This window comes from Dokdonia pacifica, assembly GCF_900188275.1.
Taxonomy (GTDB): Bacteria; Bacteroidota; Bacteroidia; order Flavobacteriales; family Flavobacteriaceae; genus Dokdonia; species Dokdonia pacifica.
Map to the genome: position 1 here is coordinate 377,843 of NZ_FZNY01000001.1, position 18,058 is coordinate 395,900.

16 protein-coding genes are annotated in these 18,058 nt (G+C 37.7%); all 16 read right to left on the reverse strand.

Annotation, left to right across the window (positions count from 1 at the left end):
* The 16 genes from CHB80_RS01660 to CHB80_RS01735 all read right to left on the reverse strand — a co-directional run bounded on the left by CHB80_RS01660 (position 1) and on the right by CHB80_RS01735 (position 18,056).
* Positions 1-213: a heavy-metal-associated domain-containing protein gene (locus tag CHB80_RS01660; RefSeq protein WP_089369700.1), complete on the reverse strand. Its 213-nt coding sequence runs from the start codon at positions 211-213 to the stop codon at positions 1-3.
* Positions 214-233: 20 nt separating this feature from the next.
* Positions 234-2,492, reverse strand: coding sequence for a heavy metal translocating P-type ATPase (locus CHB80_RS01665; protein ID WP_089369701.1), 2,259 nt, complete (start codon positions 2,490-2,492; stop codon positions 234-236).
* A 194-nt stretch (positions 2,493-2,686) separates the two neighbouring features.
* A complete protein-coding gene (locus CHB80_RS01670; protein WP_089369702.1) occupies positions 2,687-4,651 on the reverse strand; it encodes a heavy metal translocating P-type ATPase in 1,965 nt (654 codons plus the stop codon).
* A 44-nt stretch (positions 4,652-4,695) separates the two neighbouring features.
* Complete coding sequence (locus CHB80_RS01675) at positions 4,696-5,112, reverse strand: Fur family transcriptional regulator (RefSeq protein ID WP_089369703.1); 417 nt, start codon at positions 5,110-5,112, stop codon at positions 4,696-4,698.
* A gap of 16 nt (positions 5,113-5,128) precedes the next feature.
* On the reverse strand, positions 5,129-6,331 hold the full coding sequence (locus CHB80_RS01680) for an efflux RND transporter periplasmic adaptor subunit (protein WP_089369704.1): 1,203 nt from the start codon (positions 6,329-6,331) through the stop codon (positions 5,129-5,131).
* Positions 6,331-10,674, reverse strand: coding sequence for a CusA/CzcA family heavy metal efflux RND transporter (locus CHB80_RS01685; protein WP_089369705.1), 4,344 nt, complete (start codon positions 10,672-10,674; stop codon positions 6,331-6,333). The genes CHB80_RS01680 and CHB80_RS01685 overlap by 1 nt, the downstream gene beginning before the upstream one ends.
* A 127-nt stretch (positions 10,675-10,801) precedes the next feature.
* Entirely contained in the window at positions 10,802-11,110 is a 309-nt protein-coding gene (locus CHB80_RS25080) for a DUF6660 family protein (RefSeq protein ID WP_089369706.1), read from the reverse strand.
* 52 nt (positions 11,111-11,162) lie between these two features.
* The gene (gene merA, locus CHB80_RS01695; protein ID WP_089369707.1) at positions 11,163-12,839 is read right to left on the reverse strand and encodes a mercury(II) reductase; all 1,677 of its coding nucleotides are present in this window, start codon (positions 12,837-12,839) and stop codon (positions 11,163-11,165) included.
* 15 nt (positions 12,840-12,854) lie between these two features.
* A complete protein-coding gene (locus tag CHB80_RS01700) occupies positions 12,855-13,229 on the reverse strand; it encodes a YHS domain-containing protein (protein ID WP_089369708.1) in 375 nt (124 codons plus the stop codon).
* Between the two features lie 56 nt (positions 13,230-13,285).
* Complete coding sequence (locus CHB80_RS01705) at positions 13,286-13,627, reverse strand: heavy-metal-associated domain-containing protein (RefSeq protein ID WP_218823072.1); 342 nt, start codon at positions 13,625-13,627, stop codon at positions 13,286-13,288.
* A gap of 17 nt (positions 13,628-13,644) precedes the next feature.
* On the reverse strand, positions 13,645-14,244 hold the full coding sequence (merTP, locus tag CHB80_RS01710) for a mercuric transport protein MerTP (protein ID WP_089369709.1): 600 nt from the start codon (positions 14,242-14,244) through the stop codon (positions 13,645-13,647).
* Positions 14,241-14,615 (reverse strand): ArsR/SmtB family transcription factor, encoded by a 375-nt coding sequence (locus CHB80_RS01715; protein ID WP_089369710.1) that lies wholly within the window; start codon positions 14,613-14,615, stop codon positions 14,241-14,243. Before CHB80_RS01715 ends, merTP begins: the two co-directional genes overlap by 4 nt.
* 103 nt (positions 14,616-14,718) lie before the next feature.
* Positions 14,719-15,285 (reverse strand): helix-turn-helix domain-containing protein, encoded by a 567-nt coding sequence (locus CHB80_RS01720; RefSeq protein WP_089369711.1) that lies wholly within the window; start codon positions 15,283-15,285, stop codon positions 14,719-14,721.
* 5 nt (positions 15,286-15,290) lie between these two features.
* On the reverse strand, positions 15,291-15,467 hold the full coding sequence (locus CHB80_RS01725) for a hypothetical protein (protein WP_179218063.1): 177 nt from the start codon (positions 15,465-15,467) through the stop codon (positions 15,291-15,293).
* Positions 15,468-15,537: 70 nt separating this feature from the next.
* Positions 15,538-17,340: an efflux RND transporter periplasmic adaptor subunit gene (locus CHB80_RS01730; protein ID WP_089369712.1), complete on the reverse strand. Its 1,803-nt coding sequence runs from the start codon at positions 17,338-17,340 to the stop codon at positions 15,538-15,540.
* Between the two features lie 5 nt (positions 17,341-17,345).
* Entirely contained in the window at positions 17,346-18,056 is a 711-nt protein-coding gene (locus tag CHB80_RS01735) for a PepSY domain-containing protein (protein WP_025740705.1), read from the reverse strand.
* Positions 18,057-18,058 lie beyond the last annotated feature (2 nt).

Sequence of the window (18,058 nt, forward strand, 5' to 3'; positions counted from 1 at the left end):
TTAATCTACAGGTTCGGCCTTAAATCCCACTTTTTGCAAAGTTGATTTTACGTCTTCTTTGGTTGCTCCATCGCTTTCAATGGTTAGGATTTTCTCAGGATTGGCAGTATCCACTTCCCAGTTTTCTACACCTTCTTGTTTATTTAAGAAAGGGGTTACTTTTGATACACACCCACCGCAATTGATGTTTGTTTTAAATTTTAAAGTTTTCATAGTATTGAATTTATTTATTATTAAAGGTTTACTCGTTTCAATCTTAAGCTATTTGCAACTACGGATACACTACTGAATGCCATTGCTGCACCTGCAATCATTGGGTCTAACAAAAATCCATTTACGGGGTACAAAACTCCAGCTGCAATTGGAATTCCGATGATGTTATAAATGAATGCCCAGAACAAGTTCTGACGTATGCCCAGCACGGTCCTCTTTGATAGTTCCAATGCTTTGGGGATGGATTGTAAATCTGACGTTATCAAGGTCATTTTTGCGACGTCCATTGCTATATCCGAACCCTTACCCATTGCAATACTCACATTAGCTTGCGCCAAAGCGTGTGAATCGTTGATACCATCGCCTACCATTGCGACAATTTTTCCCTCCACCTGTAATTCTTCAACAAAAGCCGCTTTGTCGGAAGGCATTACTTCGCCTTGGTAATTTGTTATTCCTACTTGTTTTGCAACAGCTGATGCGGTTTTATTGTTATCTCCCGTGAGCATATAGACCTCGATGCCCCTTTCTTGAAGCATAACTATAGCTTTTTTTGAAGTTTCTTTAATCTTGTCTGCAATGGCCAGTATCGCGAGCACTTGATTTTGGTTACCAAAGAATATGACTGTTTTTGCTTTTTCTTCGAGACTTTCTGCTGTTTGCATTAAAGTAGCGTCGATTTGAATATTCTTTTCGACCATTAGTTTATGGTTGCCCACATAATATTTTGAACCATTCTCTATTTGCGCCTTTACACCTTTTCCTGTAATGCTTTCGAAAGAAGAGATTTCTGCTTGTTCAATATTTTCTTCTTTCAAATGATTAACGACTGCTTCTGCCAAAGGATGCTCTGATTGCCCTTCGATAGCCAAGAGAATTTCCTTGTATTCATTTTGATTTTCAAGCTTATCGTTCCAGAGTATATCGGTTACCAATGGTTTTCCTTCTGTAATTGTACCCGTTTTATCAAGGATTACTGCATTTACTTTATGGCCGAGTTCTAAACTTTCGGCATCCTTTATAAGGATATTATTTTCAGCTCCCTTGCCGATACCCACCATTATGGCAGTAGGCGTTGCCAAGCCCAATGCACAGGGACAAGCGATAACCAAAACGGCTACAGAGGTCAATAAGGCTTGCGAGAAGCCATTCTCGCCACCTACTGACATCCAGACGATAAAAGTTACAATGGAAATACTCAATACCACAGGAACAAAAATACCGGCAATCTTATCGACCAGTTTTTGAACGGGTGCCTTACTCCCTTGCGCTTGCTGAACCATTTTAATGATTTGGGAAAGCAGGGTTTCTCCACCTACTTTTTTAGCGGTAAACTGAAAGCTTCCTTTTTGATTAACGGTACCGGCAAAGACCTTTTCTCCTTGGGATTTCTGAACCGGAACAGGTTCTCCCGTAATCATACTTTCATCTACAAACGAGCTTCCTTTGGAAACTTCGCCATCCACAGGAATCTTTTCTCCGGGACGTACCAAAATGGTCTGACCTGCCTGTACGGATGAAATAGGGATTTCCTTTTCTTTCCCATTCTCAATAATTTTAAGGGATTTAGGTTGAAGACCCATTAGTTTTTTGATGGCTGAAGATGTATTTGATTTTGCCTTTTCTTCCAATAGTTTTCCCAAGGAAATAAAGGTGATAATTACGGTAGCCGCTTCATAATATACGTGAGGTTCGATGCCGCGACTTAACCAAAATTCAGGAAAGAAAGTATTGAACATACTAAAGAGGAAAGCGATTCCGGTACTCAAAGCGACCAAGGTGTCCATATTTGCTTTACCGTGTTTGGCCTGCTTGAAGGCATTGATAAAAAAGCTACGCCCGAACCAAAAAAGAATTGGAAAGGCTAATACCAAAGAAATCCACTTTCCAGGTTCCCATTGCATATAAAACATTCCCAACACGAAAATGGGTAGCGTAAGTATAGCCGACCAGATAGTGCGGTTTTTTATGTCCTGATAATGCTTCTGCTGAAGTGCTTGTTGTACTTCCGAAGGATCTTCGGCATCCATTATAATATCATATCCTACCTCGCGAAGCGCGTTTTGAAGTTGATTAGGGTTTAACCCGTTATCGTACTCTACCAAAACAGAGCTATTCGCGAAATTGACGCTTGCATCAAACACACCTTCTGTGTGTTTTAATACAGATTCGACACTTGCTGCACAAGATGCACAAGTCATTCCCGTAACAGGAAATGATTCTTTCAAACCCTTTTTATGATTCTTATTTTCGGTTTCAAATATGTTGATTGTCTCCATAAATCCATTCTTATTTGTACATTACAAATTTCAGGATTAATAGACTTTAATGTGTTACGTTATATGCTGAATGATTTGTAGAATTTGCTGAATTCGTTGCATTTTAAAATATAGTTATTATTTAGTCAATACCTTAAAAAATGATAAGTTTAGTTTCAGTACTAATAGATGCTTTAGTTACTCATTATGAGACTTTAGTTCCAACTCATTCGCTGTAACCTAACAGCATTCAAAATTGCCAATAATGCCACTCCAACGTCTGCAAAAACAGCTTCCCACATTGTTGCTAAACCACCTGCCCCTAAAATCAAGACAACCAATTTAACTCCAAAAGCCAATATGATATTCTGCCATACAATTTTTCGAGTAGAACGACTTATTTTTATAGCTCTAACTACTTTTGACGGTTGGTCGGTTTGAATGATTACGTCTGCAGTTTCAATAGCCACATCACTTCCCAAACCACCCATCGCAATCCCCACGTTACTTGCGGCTAAAACAGGTGCGTCATTGATTCCATCGCCGATAAAGGCCACTTTATTTTCTGGATTTTTCTTCAAAATTTCAACCTCATTTAATTTATCCTCTGGTAATAGGCCGCCTTTTGCTTTTTCAACATTTAATTCTTTTGCAATTTGTTGTGTTATGGAATCTTTATCACCTGAAAGCATTATAATATTTTTAATACCTACTTTGTGTAATGCTGAAATCGTTTCTTTGGCATCTTCTTTTAATTCGTCTGCTATCACCACATAACCAGCGAACTTATTATCTATTGCTACTAATACAATAGATTCTACAATAGATTCGGTTTCAGTTGGAACATCTATAGCATTGGCTATCATTAATGCTTTATTTCCTACTAAAATAGCTCTACCATTTACAACACCTTTTAAGCCTTTACCTGCAATTTCAGAGACTTCCTTTGCTTCAAAGTCTTCACCATTTTCTTTATACTCCATAATGGCTTTTGCAATAGGATGCGTGGATTGTTCCTCCAGAGCCATTAGGTATTTCATAAATTCAGATTCTTCCCAACCTATAGCTTTAATTTCCTTGATTTTGAAAACACCTTTGGTAACTGTTCCTGTTTTGTCCATCACCAAGGTATTTATTTTGGTCATCGCATCTAAAAACGAAGCACCTTTAAATAAAATACCGTTCTTTGAAGCTGCGCCTAATCCACCGAAATAACCCAATGGAATAGAAATCACCAATGCGCAAGGACAAGAAATCACCAAGAATATTAAGGCTCTGTAAAGCCAATCTCTAAACACATAATCATCAACGAAAAAGTAAGGTAGGAAAGTAACTCCAATAGCCAAAAACACAACTATTGGTGTATATATACGAGCAAACTGCCTAATGAATAATTCCGTTTTGGATTTACGTGCCGTAGCGTTTTGAACCAAATCCAATATTCTGGCTATAGAACTATCTTCAAACTTATTAGTTACTTCAACTTCAATGACACTTTCTAAATTGATACTACCTGCATATACTTTGGCTTCTTTTAAAATAGAATCTGGTTTGCTTTCTCCCGTTAAGGCTGCAGTATTTAATGATGCTTTTTCAGATAATAGTAACCCATCCAACGGAATTTTTTCACCTACTCTAATTTGAATCTTTTCTCCAATATTTACATCTTCTGGTGAAACACTTTTATAATCGCCATCACGAAGTACATTGGCTTCTTTTGGGCGAACATCCAACAAGGCTTTGATATTACCCTTTGCTCTTTTAACCGCAGCATTTTGGAATAGTTCACCTACCGCATAAAATAGCATTACAGCTACGCCTTCGGGATATTCACCAATGACAAATGCGCCAATAGTAGCAATAGACATTAAAAAGAACTCTGTGAAGAAATCGCCTTTTTTTATACTTTCCCACCCTTCTTTCACTACAGGAAATCCAACAGGGATATAGGCTATTGCATACCAAAGAATACGAATCCAACCAGAAAAACGTGGAAAGGCATCAAAATAATCAATCGCAATTCCAGCAATCAGCATTACAAGACTAAAAATAGAGGGCAAGTAGGTTCTAAAATCGAATATTACTTCAGTACTGTTATTGTTATGGCCGCCATCGTGACTGTGCTCACCTTGGTGTTCTTTAGGTTTTAAGTCGCGTAAGTTTATTTTTTTCTTTTTCATAATCTGTGCAAATAATTAAAAATTGTAGTGCAACGGAAGTGCATTTATTGAGCACTACATTTCTCGCAAATTCCCTTTAACACCAAATTGGCATCCTCAGCCACATAGCCTTCTGGCAAGTTAATATTTGGAATTTTATGTTCGGTAAGACAAACGGTCTCATTACAATTATTGCAATGAAAATGTAAATGCAAATCCTGTTCGAGTTCACAATTGCATCCTGTTTCACAGAGCGCATATTTTTGAACGCCCGTACCATCATCTATTTGGTGCACTACACCTTTCTGTTCAAACGTTTTTAGGGTTCTGAATAACGTTGTTCTATCTGCTTTCGCAAAAGCGTTCTCAATATCCGTGAGCGCAATGGCAACTTCGCTTTCAGCCATATACTTATAAATCAAAATGCGCATTGCCGTAGGCCGAACGCCATTTTCAGTAAGTCTTTGTTCTATTTCTTTCATTATTTAGTCTTATTTATCAATGTCCGTGTTCTTCAGATTCACCTTTTTTCATTTCTGCCATTAAATAGTAAGCATTGTTAAATGCGTATTCTACATTTGATTTTTGTTCTGTTAGAAAGTCAATGGCAATCCATTCTCCATCTTGAGTACTCTTTATAACTTCATAGGGCATAAAAGCCCAATTATCACCTTCCTTTTCAGCTGAAAACACAAAGAACCTGTTGCCATCAGCAGCTATGGCACTCTCGGGCATTGCCAATGTTTTAGTGTTGTCAGTTTGAATGCGTCCCTGGATATACATTCCGGGAATCAGGTTCCCTTCCTTATTTTCAATTTCAGCGTGTACGTGTATTGCTTTTGGATTCTGTTCAAAAGTCTTTCCTACGGAATAGATTTCTGCGGTAAGTTCCTTGCCAGGAATGGATTGAACATTGAAAGTGATTTTCTGCCCTTCCTTAACCTTATATACGTCCTTTTCAAAAACCATTAAATCTGCGTGCACGTGATGCGTATCTACAATTTCCATTAGGTCGGTCTGGGGTTCTACATATTGGCCTGTTTTAATTTCTACCTTTTGTACAAAGCCTTCAATAGGACTTCTAAGTGCTACCCGCTGATAAATTGTTCCGTTTCTTACGCCTGAGGCACTAATGCTCAGCTGTTTTAGTTGAGCTTCCAATCCGTTAGCCATACTTCGGGATGCTTGATATTCGGCTTCTGCCTTTTGAAAATTTGCACCGCTGCCAACACCTGCTTCGTACAGGGTTTTTTGCCGTTCATATTCCTTTTTGAGAAACTGGCTATTACTATAGGCGTTGAGATAATCTGTCTGTTTCTGGATAATATTGGGGTGTGAGAGATAGGCGACGGTTTGTCCTTTATTGACCTTATCGCCTTCGATAACCTCAATGGAAACTACATTAGCACCAACCACCGTAGTTATAGTAGCTTCGTTTTGTGGTGGGACTTCCAACTGACCATTGGCTTTCACGTACCCACTCATATTTCGCATTGGTAAGATATCGATTTGCATTTGTAATGCATCAAACTGCTTTTCTGTTAATAGCACTTCCTCGGCTTCACCTTCGGAATGCTCTTCTTTCATTTCAGAATTTGTTTCTTTATTTTCTGCGGCACCACTTTTCGAATCGCCACAAGAGGCAAAGCCTAAAAGCATTGTCAGTAGCCCTATAATTGTGTATTTAGATAGATTTTTCATTATTGTTTGAAATATTGTAGTTCAAAAACTGATTTTAGGTAATTGTCGAGAGCGGCCAGCGCATCCATTTCGGTCTGTATGGCATCCCTTATGATTTGAGTGAAAGCTGCGTAATCAACCGCACCTTCTCTATAAGCTAATAACGCGCCCCGTCTTTGCTCTCCGGCAAGTGGCAACGCTTTATCTTTATAAAATTGCCAAGATACTTTCCACTTTTGATAGGCTTGTACAGCTTGTCGATATTCTGATTGCAATTGGCGTTTTACAAAGTCCGCATTAGTCTTGGCAATTTCACTGTCTATTTTAGCGGCCTTGGCTTGACTTCGTTTTGTTCCAGAGAATAGGGGAACAGATATTCCTGCTTGATAAGTGTAAAACCCGTTGCTTCCATTCACTTGTTGTAATCCGCCCTGAAGATTTAGATTTGGTAACAAATCAGAACGAGCAGCTTTATAGCCAGCTTCGGCTTCGTCGATTCGCTTTTGTGAAAGTTCCAGTTCGGGATGATTCTTTATACTTGCGGATATTCCCAATACAGCAACTTCACTTTCGTCCAGTGTGTCGGGAACGGTGTAAAAAGTATCGGAAACCAACCAAAGGTTAAGCTTTTGCAGCGCAATGGCATAGTCGCTCTCGGCCTGTTGCAGTTTATTATTGATTTGCAACGCCTGATTGGTTGCAGATGAATATTCCAATCTTGAAATAGCCTCTACCTTATAATTGAGTTCGATTGCTTTTTCAAACTGTGAATAGATAGAATCCAGTTCACGGTAGAGTATAAATTTCTGTCTTTGTTGGTACGCTTGAGACCACGCCTTTTTCACTTCCTGTTCCACTTGCAGTCCAGAAAGGTTGAGCGCAGTTTCTGCCAATGCAATTCGCTTTTCCTGTAAACGCTTCTTTGCACCAATACCAAATAGATTGATATTCTGCTGACCTACACCCACTAAAGTGTAAATACCTTGACCATCGTTTACTTCCTCACCGCCTATAAAAACTTGGGTGTTCCCTAAGTCATACGCTGTGCCTTTAAGGGCGTTCTGTTTTTGAATTTCCAACTGTTTTGTTTTCAATAGCGGATAATTTTTCTTTGCAATTTCCACTGCTTGTTTAAACGAGATAGCAGGTATTGCATCACTTTCTTGAACTTGTTGCGCTTTCGCGAAAGCCGAAGTAAGTAGTAAGCACACCATAGCTGTTGCGGTTATGAACTTAGGATTGAGCTTCGTCTTACGTTCAGAACGCTTTTCTACCCATTGATAAAAAATTGGAAGGATAAAAAGGGTCAATAATGTTGAAGTAATCAAACCACCTATAACAACAGTTGCAAGTGGTCGCTGTACTTCAGCTCCTGCGGATGCAGAAACGGCCATAGGCAAAAAACCAAGTATATCGGTAAAGGCCGTGAGCATAATAGGCCGTACTCTTCTTTTTGTTCCCTCTACAATACGTTCTTTAAGGTCGGTAACACCTTCCTCTTTCAACTCGTTCAGTCCGCTAATCATCACCAAACCATTCAGTACAGCAACACCAAATAATACGATAAAGCCGACACCCGCGGAAATGCTAAAGGGCATATCCCTAAGCCATAGGGCAAAAACACCACCTATAGTAGCCATCGGTATAGCCAAATAAATCATCAAGGTCTGTGGAAAAGATTTTAACGCAAAGTAAATCAGGATGAATATTAACAATAATGCAATAGGAACAACAGTCTGCAATCGGTCACTTGCCCTTTCTAGATTCTCGAATGCACCTCCATAGCGTATAAAATACCCTGGGGGTAAATCAAGATTTGCATCCAGTTTATCCTTTATCTCATTGACTAATGATTCTACATCCCGTCCACGGACATTTACACCCACATAGGTTCTACGATTGGTATTATCCCGGCTTATCTGCATCGGTCCTGGTGTGTATTCGATATTTGCCAATTCTTGAAGTGGAATTTGTGAACCGTTTGGTAAATTGATGTATAGATTTCTGATGTCGTTGATATCTGTACGGTTCTGCTCATCGAGTCTAACGACCAAATCGAAACGCTTTTCGCCCTCAAAGATGATACCCGCATATCCGCCTGCAAAAGCAGATTGGACTATCGTATTGAGTTGGTCGATGCTGACACCATATTGTGCCAGTTTATCGCGATTGTACTTTATGGTCATTTGAGGTAAGCCTGAAGTAGCTTCCGCTCTCATATCGCCTATACCTTCAGTACCTGCTATGATTTTGGTAATCTCGTCCGCTTTGGCAGCAAGTACATCAATATCCTCACCATATATTTTAATAGCAACATCCTCACGGATGCCTTCCAAAAGTTCATTGAACCTCATTTCGATGGGTTGGGTAAACTCATAGTTGACACCTGGGATAATACTTACGGCATCCTTCATCTTATTTATAAGTTCATCCTTTGAATCAGCTGACACCCATTCGTCCTGTGGTTTCAGTATAACGAATACATCTGCAAAGTCCATCGGCATCGGGTCGGTAGGTACTTCAGCCACACCGATACGACTCACAATTTTTTCCACTTCAGGAAATTCAGCCTTTACAATGCGTTCTACTTTAGTAGTTGTCTCAATAGTTTCGCTGAGCGAACTACCGGGTTTAAGGATGGCGTGGAAGGCAATATCACCCTCATCCAATTGTGGGATAAACTCGCCGCCCATTTTAGAAAATACAAATACGGCTACAGCGAATATGGCAACTGCAATACCCACAACCCACTTTCCTTTTTTCAAGGCTCGCATTAAAAGGGGTTCATACTTATGTTGTACCCATTGCACAAAACGGTCGCTCCAAGATTTTTTTTCCGTTTTGGGTGGTTTTAAAAATAAGGCTGACATCATAGGCACATAGGTTAGACACAGAATCATTGCCCCCATCATCGCAAATATGAATGTTAATGCCATTGGCTGGAACATCTTTCCTTCTACACCTTCCAATGCTAAAATGGGAAGGAATACAATTAGGATTATCAACTGGCCGAAAAAAGCAGCATTCATCATCTTTTTGGATGCATCGGCAGCGATTACGTCTCGGTCTTCCTTTTTTAAAGCTTTCTTTTTAAATATATAACTACCCATAAGAAATACGCTTGCTTCCACAATGATAACCGCGCCATCGACAATGATTCCGAAGTCGATTGCCCCTAAACTCATTAGGTTTGCCCAGACGTTAAAAACATTCATCAGTATAAAAGCGAATAATAAGGATAGCGGTATAGTAGAAGCTACAATCAATCCACCACGCCAGTTACCTAGCAAAAAAACCAAAACAAAAATTACGATGAGTGCACCTTCCAGTAGATTGTTGCGCACTGTACCAGTAGTTTCGTTTATAAGCTTACTTCTATCCAATAAAGGTTGAATGACAACCCCTTCAGGTAGAGATTTCTGTATTTCGGTCATTCTTTCCTTCACTCGGACGATGACCTCATTTGAGTTTGCACCTTTAAGCATCATTACCAATCCACCAACGACTTCACCTTCACCATCCTGTGTCAATGCTCCATAGCGTACGGCAGAACCAAAACGTACATCGGCAACATCACTTACGGTTATTGGTATACCATTTTCATTTTTGATAATGATTTTTTTAATGTCATCAAGGTTGCGTACCAAACCTTCGCCACGGATAAAGTTGGCTTGGTGATTTTTTTCGATATAAGCACCACCTGTATTTTTATTGTTGGCTTCCAAGGCTTCAAAAACATCAGTAATGGCAAGACCGATAGCCTTTAGCTCATTGGGGTCTACGGCTACCTCATACTGTTTTATTTTTCCGCCAATGGCATTGATTTCAACAACCCCTGGAACCATTGCCATTTGTCTTTGAACAATCCAGTCTTGCATCGTACGTAAATCGGACAAAGAATATTTATCCTGAAACTCAGGTTCAACTTTCAGGGTATATTGATATACTTCGCCCAAGCCTGTTGAAATAGGTCCCATAGACGGTTGCCCTAGTTCTTCGGGTATCTGCTCACGAACTTCAGTCAGTTTTTCGGAAACAAGCTGACGTGGTAGATACGTTCCCATATCATCATCAAATACCACCGTAACCACGGAAAGTCCAAATCGTGAAATCGAGCGGATTTCCTTTACATTGGGCAGATTGCTCATAGCAACTTCTATTGGATAGGTAACGAATTGCTCGATATCCTCTGTACCCAGATTGGGCGATTGAGTGATGACTTGCACCTGATTATTAGTAATATCTGGTACGGCGTCAATAGGGACTTGAGTCATACTATAGATACCTGCACCGATTAGTGCCAAGGTTAGCAGACCAATTATAAATTTGTTATTGATTGAAAAATCAATGATTTTGTTAATCATAGAATGAAAAGGGTATTAATTCAGTTTACATTCGCGTTGAACACTTAGAGTACAATGCAACGCACGACCTTGATATATCCAAATTGGGATACATCAGAACAGGACATAGTTATCCTTTAAAACTGAATTAAACCTGTGGTGGCTGTAAAAGGGAAAGTGAAATATCCTTACCTACACTATCAAAATGGTTAAAGTTATCTTGCGAAATTAGTGGTTGCAGGGGTTCAAACACCGTAAGTCCAAAATTTATGGTATGAACGTGGCAACAATGGCACTGGCAAAACGGCGAGCAAAGTTCGCAATCTTGGTTGTGGTCGCCATCAAAATCAACCATTGCAACAACTTGGGAATCATCATTAATGTTTCCAGTATCGCTACAAGGCACTACATTGAGTGCTAAAAAATATAATGATAGTATGAATGCGAAATATTTCAAGTTACAAAGATAAAAATATTATGATGCAACTGTGTTGCAAATATGATTAAGGTTAACTCGCACAACAACTCAACTTTGAAACATTTTTCCCAAAAGTGATAGCGGCTAATTTAATTCCTTCACTTAATGTCAAATATGGATAAAAACTTTCAGCTAAATCACTTATAGTGATTCCAAATTTAATAGCCATACTTAATTGTTGGATGAGTTCTCCGCCTTCTGGCGCAACTACTCTTGCGCCTATTAATTTATCGGTTTCAGTGTTACGTATCAGTTTTATAAACCCTCTGGCATCTTGAGCTGCTAAGGCTCTTGGAACGTGAATTAAATCAAGCTTACTGACCTCAAAAGGAATTTCCTTTTTTTCTGCTTCTATTTCATCTATACCTGCTCCCGCGATTTGAGGGTCTGTAAATACTACCCAAGGCAATGATGAATAATCAATACTGGTTTTTGATAATGAAAATGCATTATTAACTGCTGCATTGCCTTCGGTTGCTGCTGTATATACAAATGCTGGTGTATTGGTGACATCTCCTGACGCAAAAATATTGGAAATGCTGGTTTCCATTTTCTCGTTGACTATAATATGGCCTCTTTCTGTTAAATTAATATCAATATTTTCAAGTCCTAATTTAGAGGTGTTTGGCTTCGTCCCTGTAGCCACCACAATATGTCCTTTTTCGATGATTTGTGTTGTGGAACCGTCAGGACATTTACAATGTATAACTGTATTGTCTCCATCCTTTTCAAATTTAAAGGCTCTACAATTTGGTAGAATTTCAATCCCTTCACTTTTCATTTGTTCTACCAAAACATCTGTAATATCTTTTGTTTGGCTGCGTAACGGCCTATCGGTAAATTCAATGATACGCACTTTCACACCTAAACGATTATATGCCATCGCAATTTCCAAACCGATATAACCAGCTCCCATAATGGTCAGGCTTTTGGGTTTCTCTTCTAAATCGAATAAGGACACATTGGTTAAATAATCAACCTCATTCAGTCCTTCAATATTTGGGATATTGGTAGTTGCTCCTGTTGCTATTATAACGTTGGTTGCTGTGTAGGTGTCTTTTCTATCTATAAGTATTGTGTTATTATCCACAAACTCTGCCCATCCTTTTAGCATGGTTAAGTTTTCAAAATCACTGACCACATCCAGATATTTTTGTTGCTGAAGTGAAGCAACCAATGCTTTTTTATCTTTTATGATTTGTGCAAAATCAATCTCTGCACCTTTAGGTTTTATACCCTTAAAATTGGAATGCGTAGCGTGACGTACCGTTTCGGCAGCTCTAATAAGATTTTTAGACGGCACACAACCCACGTTTACGCAAGTGCCACCAAAATCCAATCCTGCATTTACCATTAGCGTTGTGAGTCCTAAACCTTCAGCCTTAATCGCTGCTGAAAATGCCGCAGAACCACCACCAATAACTATTAAATCGTATTGATTTTTGCTTTTGGAATTTACTACGGAAACCTTTCCCTCGTCGACATTATTTATGACCGAATAATCACCAAAGCTGTTTACTGCATCTATTACATTTGCCTTACTCATCTTATCAACATCAATAGTAAATTCGCCCTTTCCGGTTTCGTGGTTAACTGTGGAACTTAAAACACCTTCAGTTGCGTTCATATCCTTTTCGATATGCGAGGAACAACCACTACAGGTCATTCCGTTTATCTCTAATGTAATTTTTTCTATCTTTTGCGACATATTTTTACGATTTTATTAGCAGCACAAATTATTGAATAGCCCCTTATATTCAATTTTACCTACCAACCTATCCAAATAGTATTCAGGCTTTTCCTCAAATGTGGAAATACAATGTGGACATCTGCAAAAAGGTACTACAGTGTCTTTGAACTTCACTCCTGTAGTATGAGCTATATTTTTTTCTGCAAGACACACCGGACATACAATTACATTTTTGATTTCCTCTATATATTTTTTTGGGTTTTCATCAAATATTTTTGCACATCCTGAGCAGCAAAAAGAATAAGATTCATCTTTATATGTTGATTTTGTAGCCGATATTTCTTTTATACCTAGCCTTACTAACGAACACCCACAAGTAGGACATATATTTGATTTAAATTTTTCCATTATTATATTCAAATGATTATTTAATTAAAAAATTAGAATATATATAGAGCCGGAATCTATACTTTGTCTTTTAGTAATTCTACTTTATATCCTTTCTTCTCAATAACAGCCTTTAAGGCTTCTGTACTCGTCTTTGTTTTATCAAATTGTATAACCGCAATGTCGCCTGGGTATTCAACAGAATGCTCCAAAACACCATCTACTTCTTTTAATGCATTGTAAATCGAATTGGAACAGCCAGCACAAGTAATACCTGTAATTTTAAATTTCACCATGGTTGTATTTTGTTTCTTTGAGGTTACTTCCACAACTTGATTTGTAACCTCACTGCTTTGCGATTTGGCCTGAAAAGAAATCAGCATTAAAACCAAAATAGGCACTATTGATAGTTTTTTCATAATGGGTAATTTTACCTTTATTTATCCTTTATAACTTTGTATCCTGTTGAATTAATTGCCTTTTCAATAGCTGCTTTAGAGGTTTTAGACTTATCAAACTCTACGACGGTACTTCCCTGTTCATAGGAAGGGGTTACATTTATAATGCCGTCCAATTCATTTACAGCGTGTTTTATGCTTTCTTCACAGCCAGCACAGGTCATTCCTTGAATAGTAAAGTTTATGATTTGAATATCAGATTGGCTTACAATGACCACTTCTTTTTTATTGTCCGGATAAAAAATGGTTGAATAATATGGAAATGCAATAGCAATGACAGCGAACAATGTAATAACGATTAAGAACCCTTTGGTTTGATACCATTTTGGTTTTGCATCAACTTCGCAACAATCATCTTCTTTTTGAGGTTTTAAGTAAGCATACCAGGCATAACCAATTGCTACAACGGCCAAACCGATTAAATAGGGTCTAAAAGGTTCCATCCATGATAGTGCTGATGCGCTACCACCCACTCCTGCAATTAGCGCAATAACTGGTGGTATGCAACAGGATGATGCCGCAACCGCAGCGAACAAACCTGTATAAGCTGCGTTTTTTGATGTCTTTTCTGCTTTCATATCGTTTCTAAAACTTTGTTTTTATCAAGTATTTCAAAGAAAGGATTCAACAATATTGAATATTCAGGGGTTAGCGAGTAAAAAATGGTTTGAGCATCTCTTTCGGTATCCAATAAATTTCTGTCCTTCATTTTTCTCAGATGTTGAGAGATGGCAGAAATATTCATTCCGAGAATATCACTTAAGTCGCAAACACAAAGTCGTTTCTCCTCAAAGAGTAAGTAAAGTATCTTAAGTCTTACACTATTACCAACCAATGAAAGTCCATTTGCTAAATAATCAAATGTTTCGTTTAGTTCTGAAACTGTTTCTTTACAACGGTTTATCTGTTTAATATCCGCTTGCTGTCTTATACAAGAATTATTTTCCATAAAACAAAGTTACAATTATTTCTTATTTAAGCAAATACTAAAATAATAATATTGCAAATAGTTATGGACCTTTAAATAACCCTATGTTTTTAATGTACTTTAATCAAATCTCATCCAAAGATTTTCGGTTTTTGTCTACGGACTTCTTAAACTGTGTGGGTGTCATTCCTGTTACTTTTTTGAATTGATTGCTTAAATAGGCAACGCTACTATAATGTAGTTGAAAAGCTATCTCACTCAAGGTCAATTCATCATACACAATGAGTTCTTTAACACGTTCAATTTTTTGGTTGATGATGTATTGCTCAAACGTGATACTCTCTACTGACGAGAATAGGGAACTTAAATATTTGTAATCTAGGTTGAGTTCGCCACTTATAATATCTGCCCATTTTTCATCGGTTTCTTCATTGGAATGATGTACTTTTTCAACTACAAGATTCTTCATTTGCTCAATAAGCTGTGATTTACGGTCATTAATTATATTAAAACCAGAATCTTTAAGTTTCCTGGCTAACGCCTCTCTTTGCAATTCGTTAAGTTTTGAAATCAATTCTACTTCACCCAACTTAATAGCCTTGAAGTCCAGATTTAAATCTGACAAAATTTGCGATACTGTCGATATGCATCTCGGACATACCATATTTTTTATGTGAATAATTGAACTCATTTTTTTTAAAATAGATTTACTCCTGCTTTTGAAAGTGAATAATAATATGCGGCTACAGCAGCAATTATAAATATGGTAACTATAGCCAGTATGCAAATGATTTTATCTTTTTGAGAAATATCATTTTTAGACTGTCGCTTGTTCTTTTTAGCTTTTCTTCTATTTCTTCTACTTTCACTCATCGTCATTTCTCTTACCATTACCATTGCAAACTTTTCTTAATGTAGATATTTGATTTAGTTTATAACCTTATTATTCTAAAGTCTCTTTTACTTCACCACAGGTTAACATTGCTTCTCCGTAATATGGGTTACGAATTTCTTTTTCTAAACTCAACCAATAGGCTCCCTTATTATTATCTGCCATAGGGCAAAACTCACTATATACTGTTTGGTTAATCCCAAAAAGCCTTACGCTACTTATCATATGTGCAGAAAGATGTTTAAAATGTCCTCTTTGCGCCGCTATGTTCGAATTTTTCTCAATAGCACTGGCAGAGTTTTTTAATTCTTTTTGTATGGTCATCCAATGGTTATGTGCTTCGTTATCGGACAACAATTTCATATCTACTTTTGCTAAATTCTTTCCTATGTTTTTTGCAACTGTTTGTGCTTCTTCAGAGTTGTCATTAACAAGAGCATCTTTCAATAGAATATAATCATCAAAAACTTCCTTTAATTGATTTTGAAATTTATTGGGAACTTCGATTCTTTTATTCATCTTTGAATGGTTAGTATTTTCCTTCGCGTCTCCTGAACTATTCTCTTGCATACCTAGGTGTCCTTCGTGCCCAGTTGTTGTTTTACCTCCTTCGGTGTTCATCATAGATTTTTTACCCTGTAATTGGGCCGCTGCATCTACTGTAAATGTTCCATTAGTCACCACTTCATCTCCATTTTCAAGACCTTCTAATATTGTATAATTAGTGCCATTGGTATTACCTAAAAGAACTTCTCTCATTTCAAAAACAGACTCATTTGGCTTTGTTTTAATATAAACCACAGAGCGTTCACCTGTCCACATTACAGCAGTAGCAGGAACCGTAACCGTACTTTTAGAACTCGATTGAATCCCTTCAACTTTACCTTCAACAAACATTCCTGGTTTAAACTTATCTTTTTTATTGTTGAGCACTGCTCTTACAACGATAGTTCTGGTTGTTGAATTCAGTAATGGGTCTATGAAAGAAATCTTTGCATCAAAAACCTCATTGCGGTATGCATTTGTAGTAACCTTAATAGATTGACCTTCTTTTAGCAAAGCAATTTGATTTTCATAGGCATCAAATTCTGCCCAAACCGTATTGAAATTGGCTATTTTATAAAGAGGTTGTCCTTGTTTTACGTAGTCACCTTCTTCTACCATTTTATGAGTTACCGTGCCTGAAACTGTTGCAAATACGGGAAAGTACTCTTGTACTTTTCCAGCAGATTCAATAGCGTTTATTTGCTTTTCTGAAAGTTTCCAAAGTTTAAGTTTGTTTCTAACAGCTTTATATAATTCTGGCTGCGATTCTTTTAGGGATGAAGCCGTAAGCAATTCTTGCTGTGCAGCAACTAATTCTGGTGAGTAAATAGTTGCTAGACGCTGTCCAGCACCTACACGTTCTCCCGTAGAATTAACGTATAGTTTTTCAATTCTTCCGCCAAAATAAGTGACTTGTACTGCATTAGACTCTTCATTGGCCTTTATTTTACCTGATAACTTTAAAGAGTTATCTTCCATTTCTCCTTGTCCTACCACGGATGTTTGAATGTTAGCCAATGCTGTCGCATTGTCTGTCATTTTAATCTCATTTGCACTAAGACCATCTGCACCAGTTTCAGCTGGAATTAAATCCATTCCGCAAATGGGGCAATCTCCTGCTTCCGGTTGCATAATTTGCGGATGCATAGAGCAGGTCCACATTTGATTGGAAGCAATTTCTTCTGAATGATTGTGGTTATCCATAACCTCATTTGTTGCACTATCGGCAGAATCTCCACCAAAAATTAGAAAGCCGCCCAACAGGCCAACAATCAACGCAACACCTATATAAATGATGTTTTTATTCATAATATTTATTTTTTATTTTTTTTATTAATTTTTCTAATCGTTGGTGATGACGTATACCAAAGCAAGAATCCACTTAAAACGGTTATCAAACCTAAAAGTGAAAATGCTCTTAAAACAATGGTGTTGAAATTATCTCGTCCCTCATAGTCCATAGTATGCGTCATCCAAAGAAAATCGAACCATCGCCAGCTGCGATGTCTTACGGTTTGAAATTTTCCATCTTTTACAGAAACATATGCCTTTAGAGCGTCATCTGTTTTATAAGATATAACATAAGCAGGCAACAGTTTTTCTCGATACTCGTGATGTTTTCCAGTTTCTGTAATTTCCTCAACAGATTCTACCACCAAGTCGCTTTTCATATAGTTTTTGGCAATATAAAGTGCTTCATCCTTTGTAATACTATTTTTTGGACTTCCATCGATAGCGTTATACAATAGTTTATTGTTTACCCAATAATATGGTGTATTGCCAATATCTCTTAACTCAATAGTATTAACTCCTGCAGATGTTCCTAGTTTTGAAGGACTTATTAAATTATTAAACGTTTTGGGTTGATACTCCAAGTTTTTAAATTGGTCTCCATGTATTTCATCAATATCTGTCCAACTAAAATACAAGCCACTAATAGTCCAAAACAGGAATTGAATCCCTAAAAAGAGACCCAAATACCTGTGGGTTTTTCTAATTTTTAAAGCTGTATGCCTGTTTACCATTT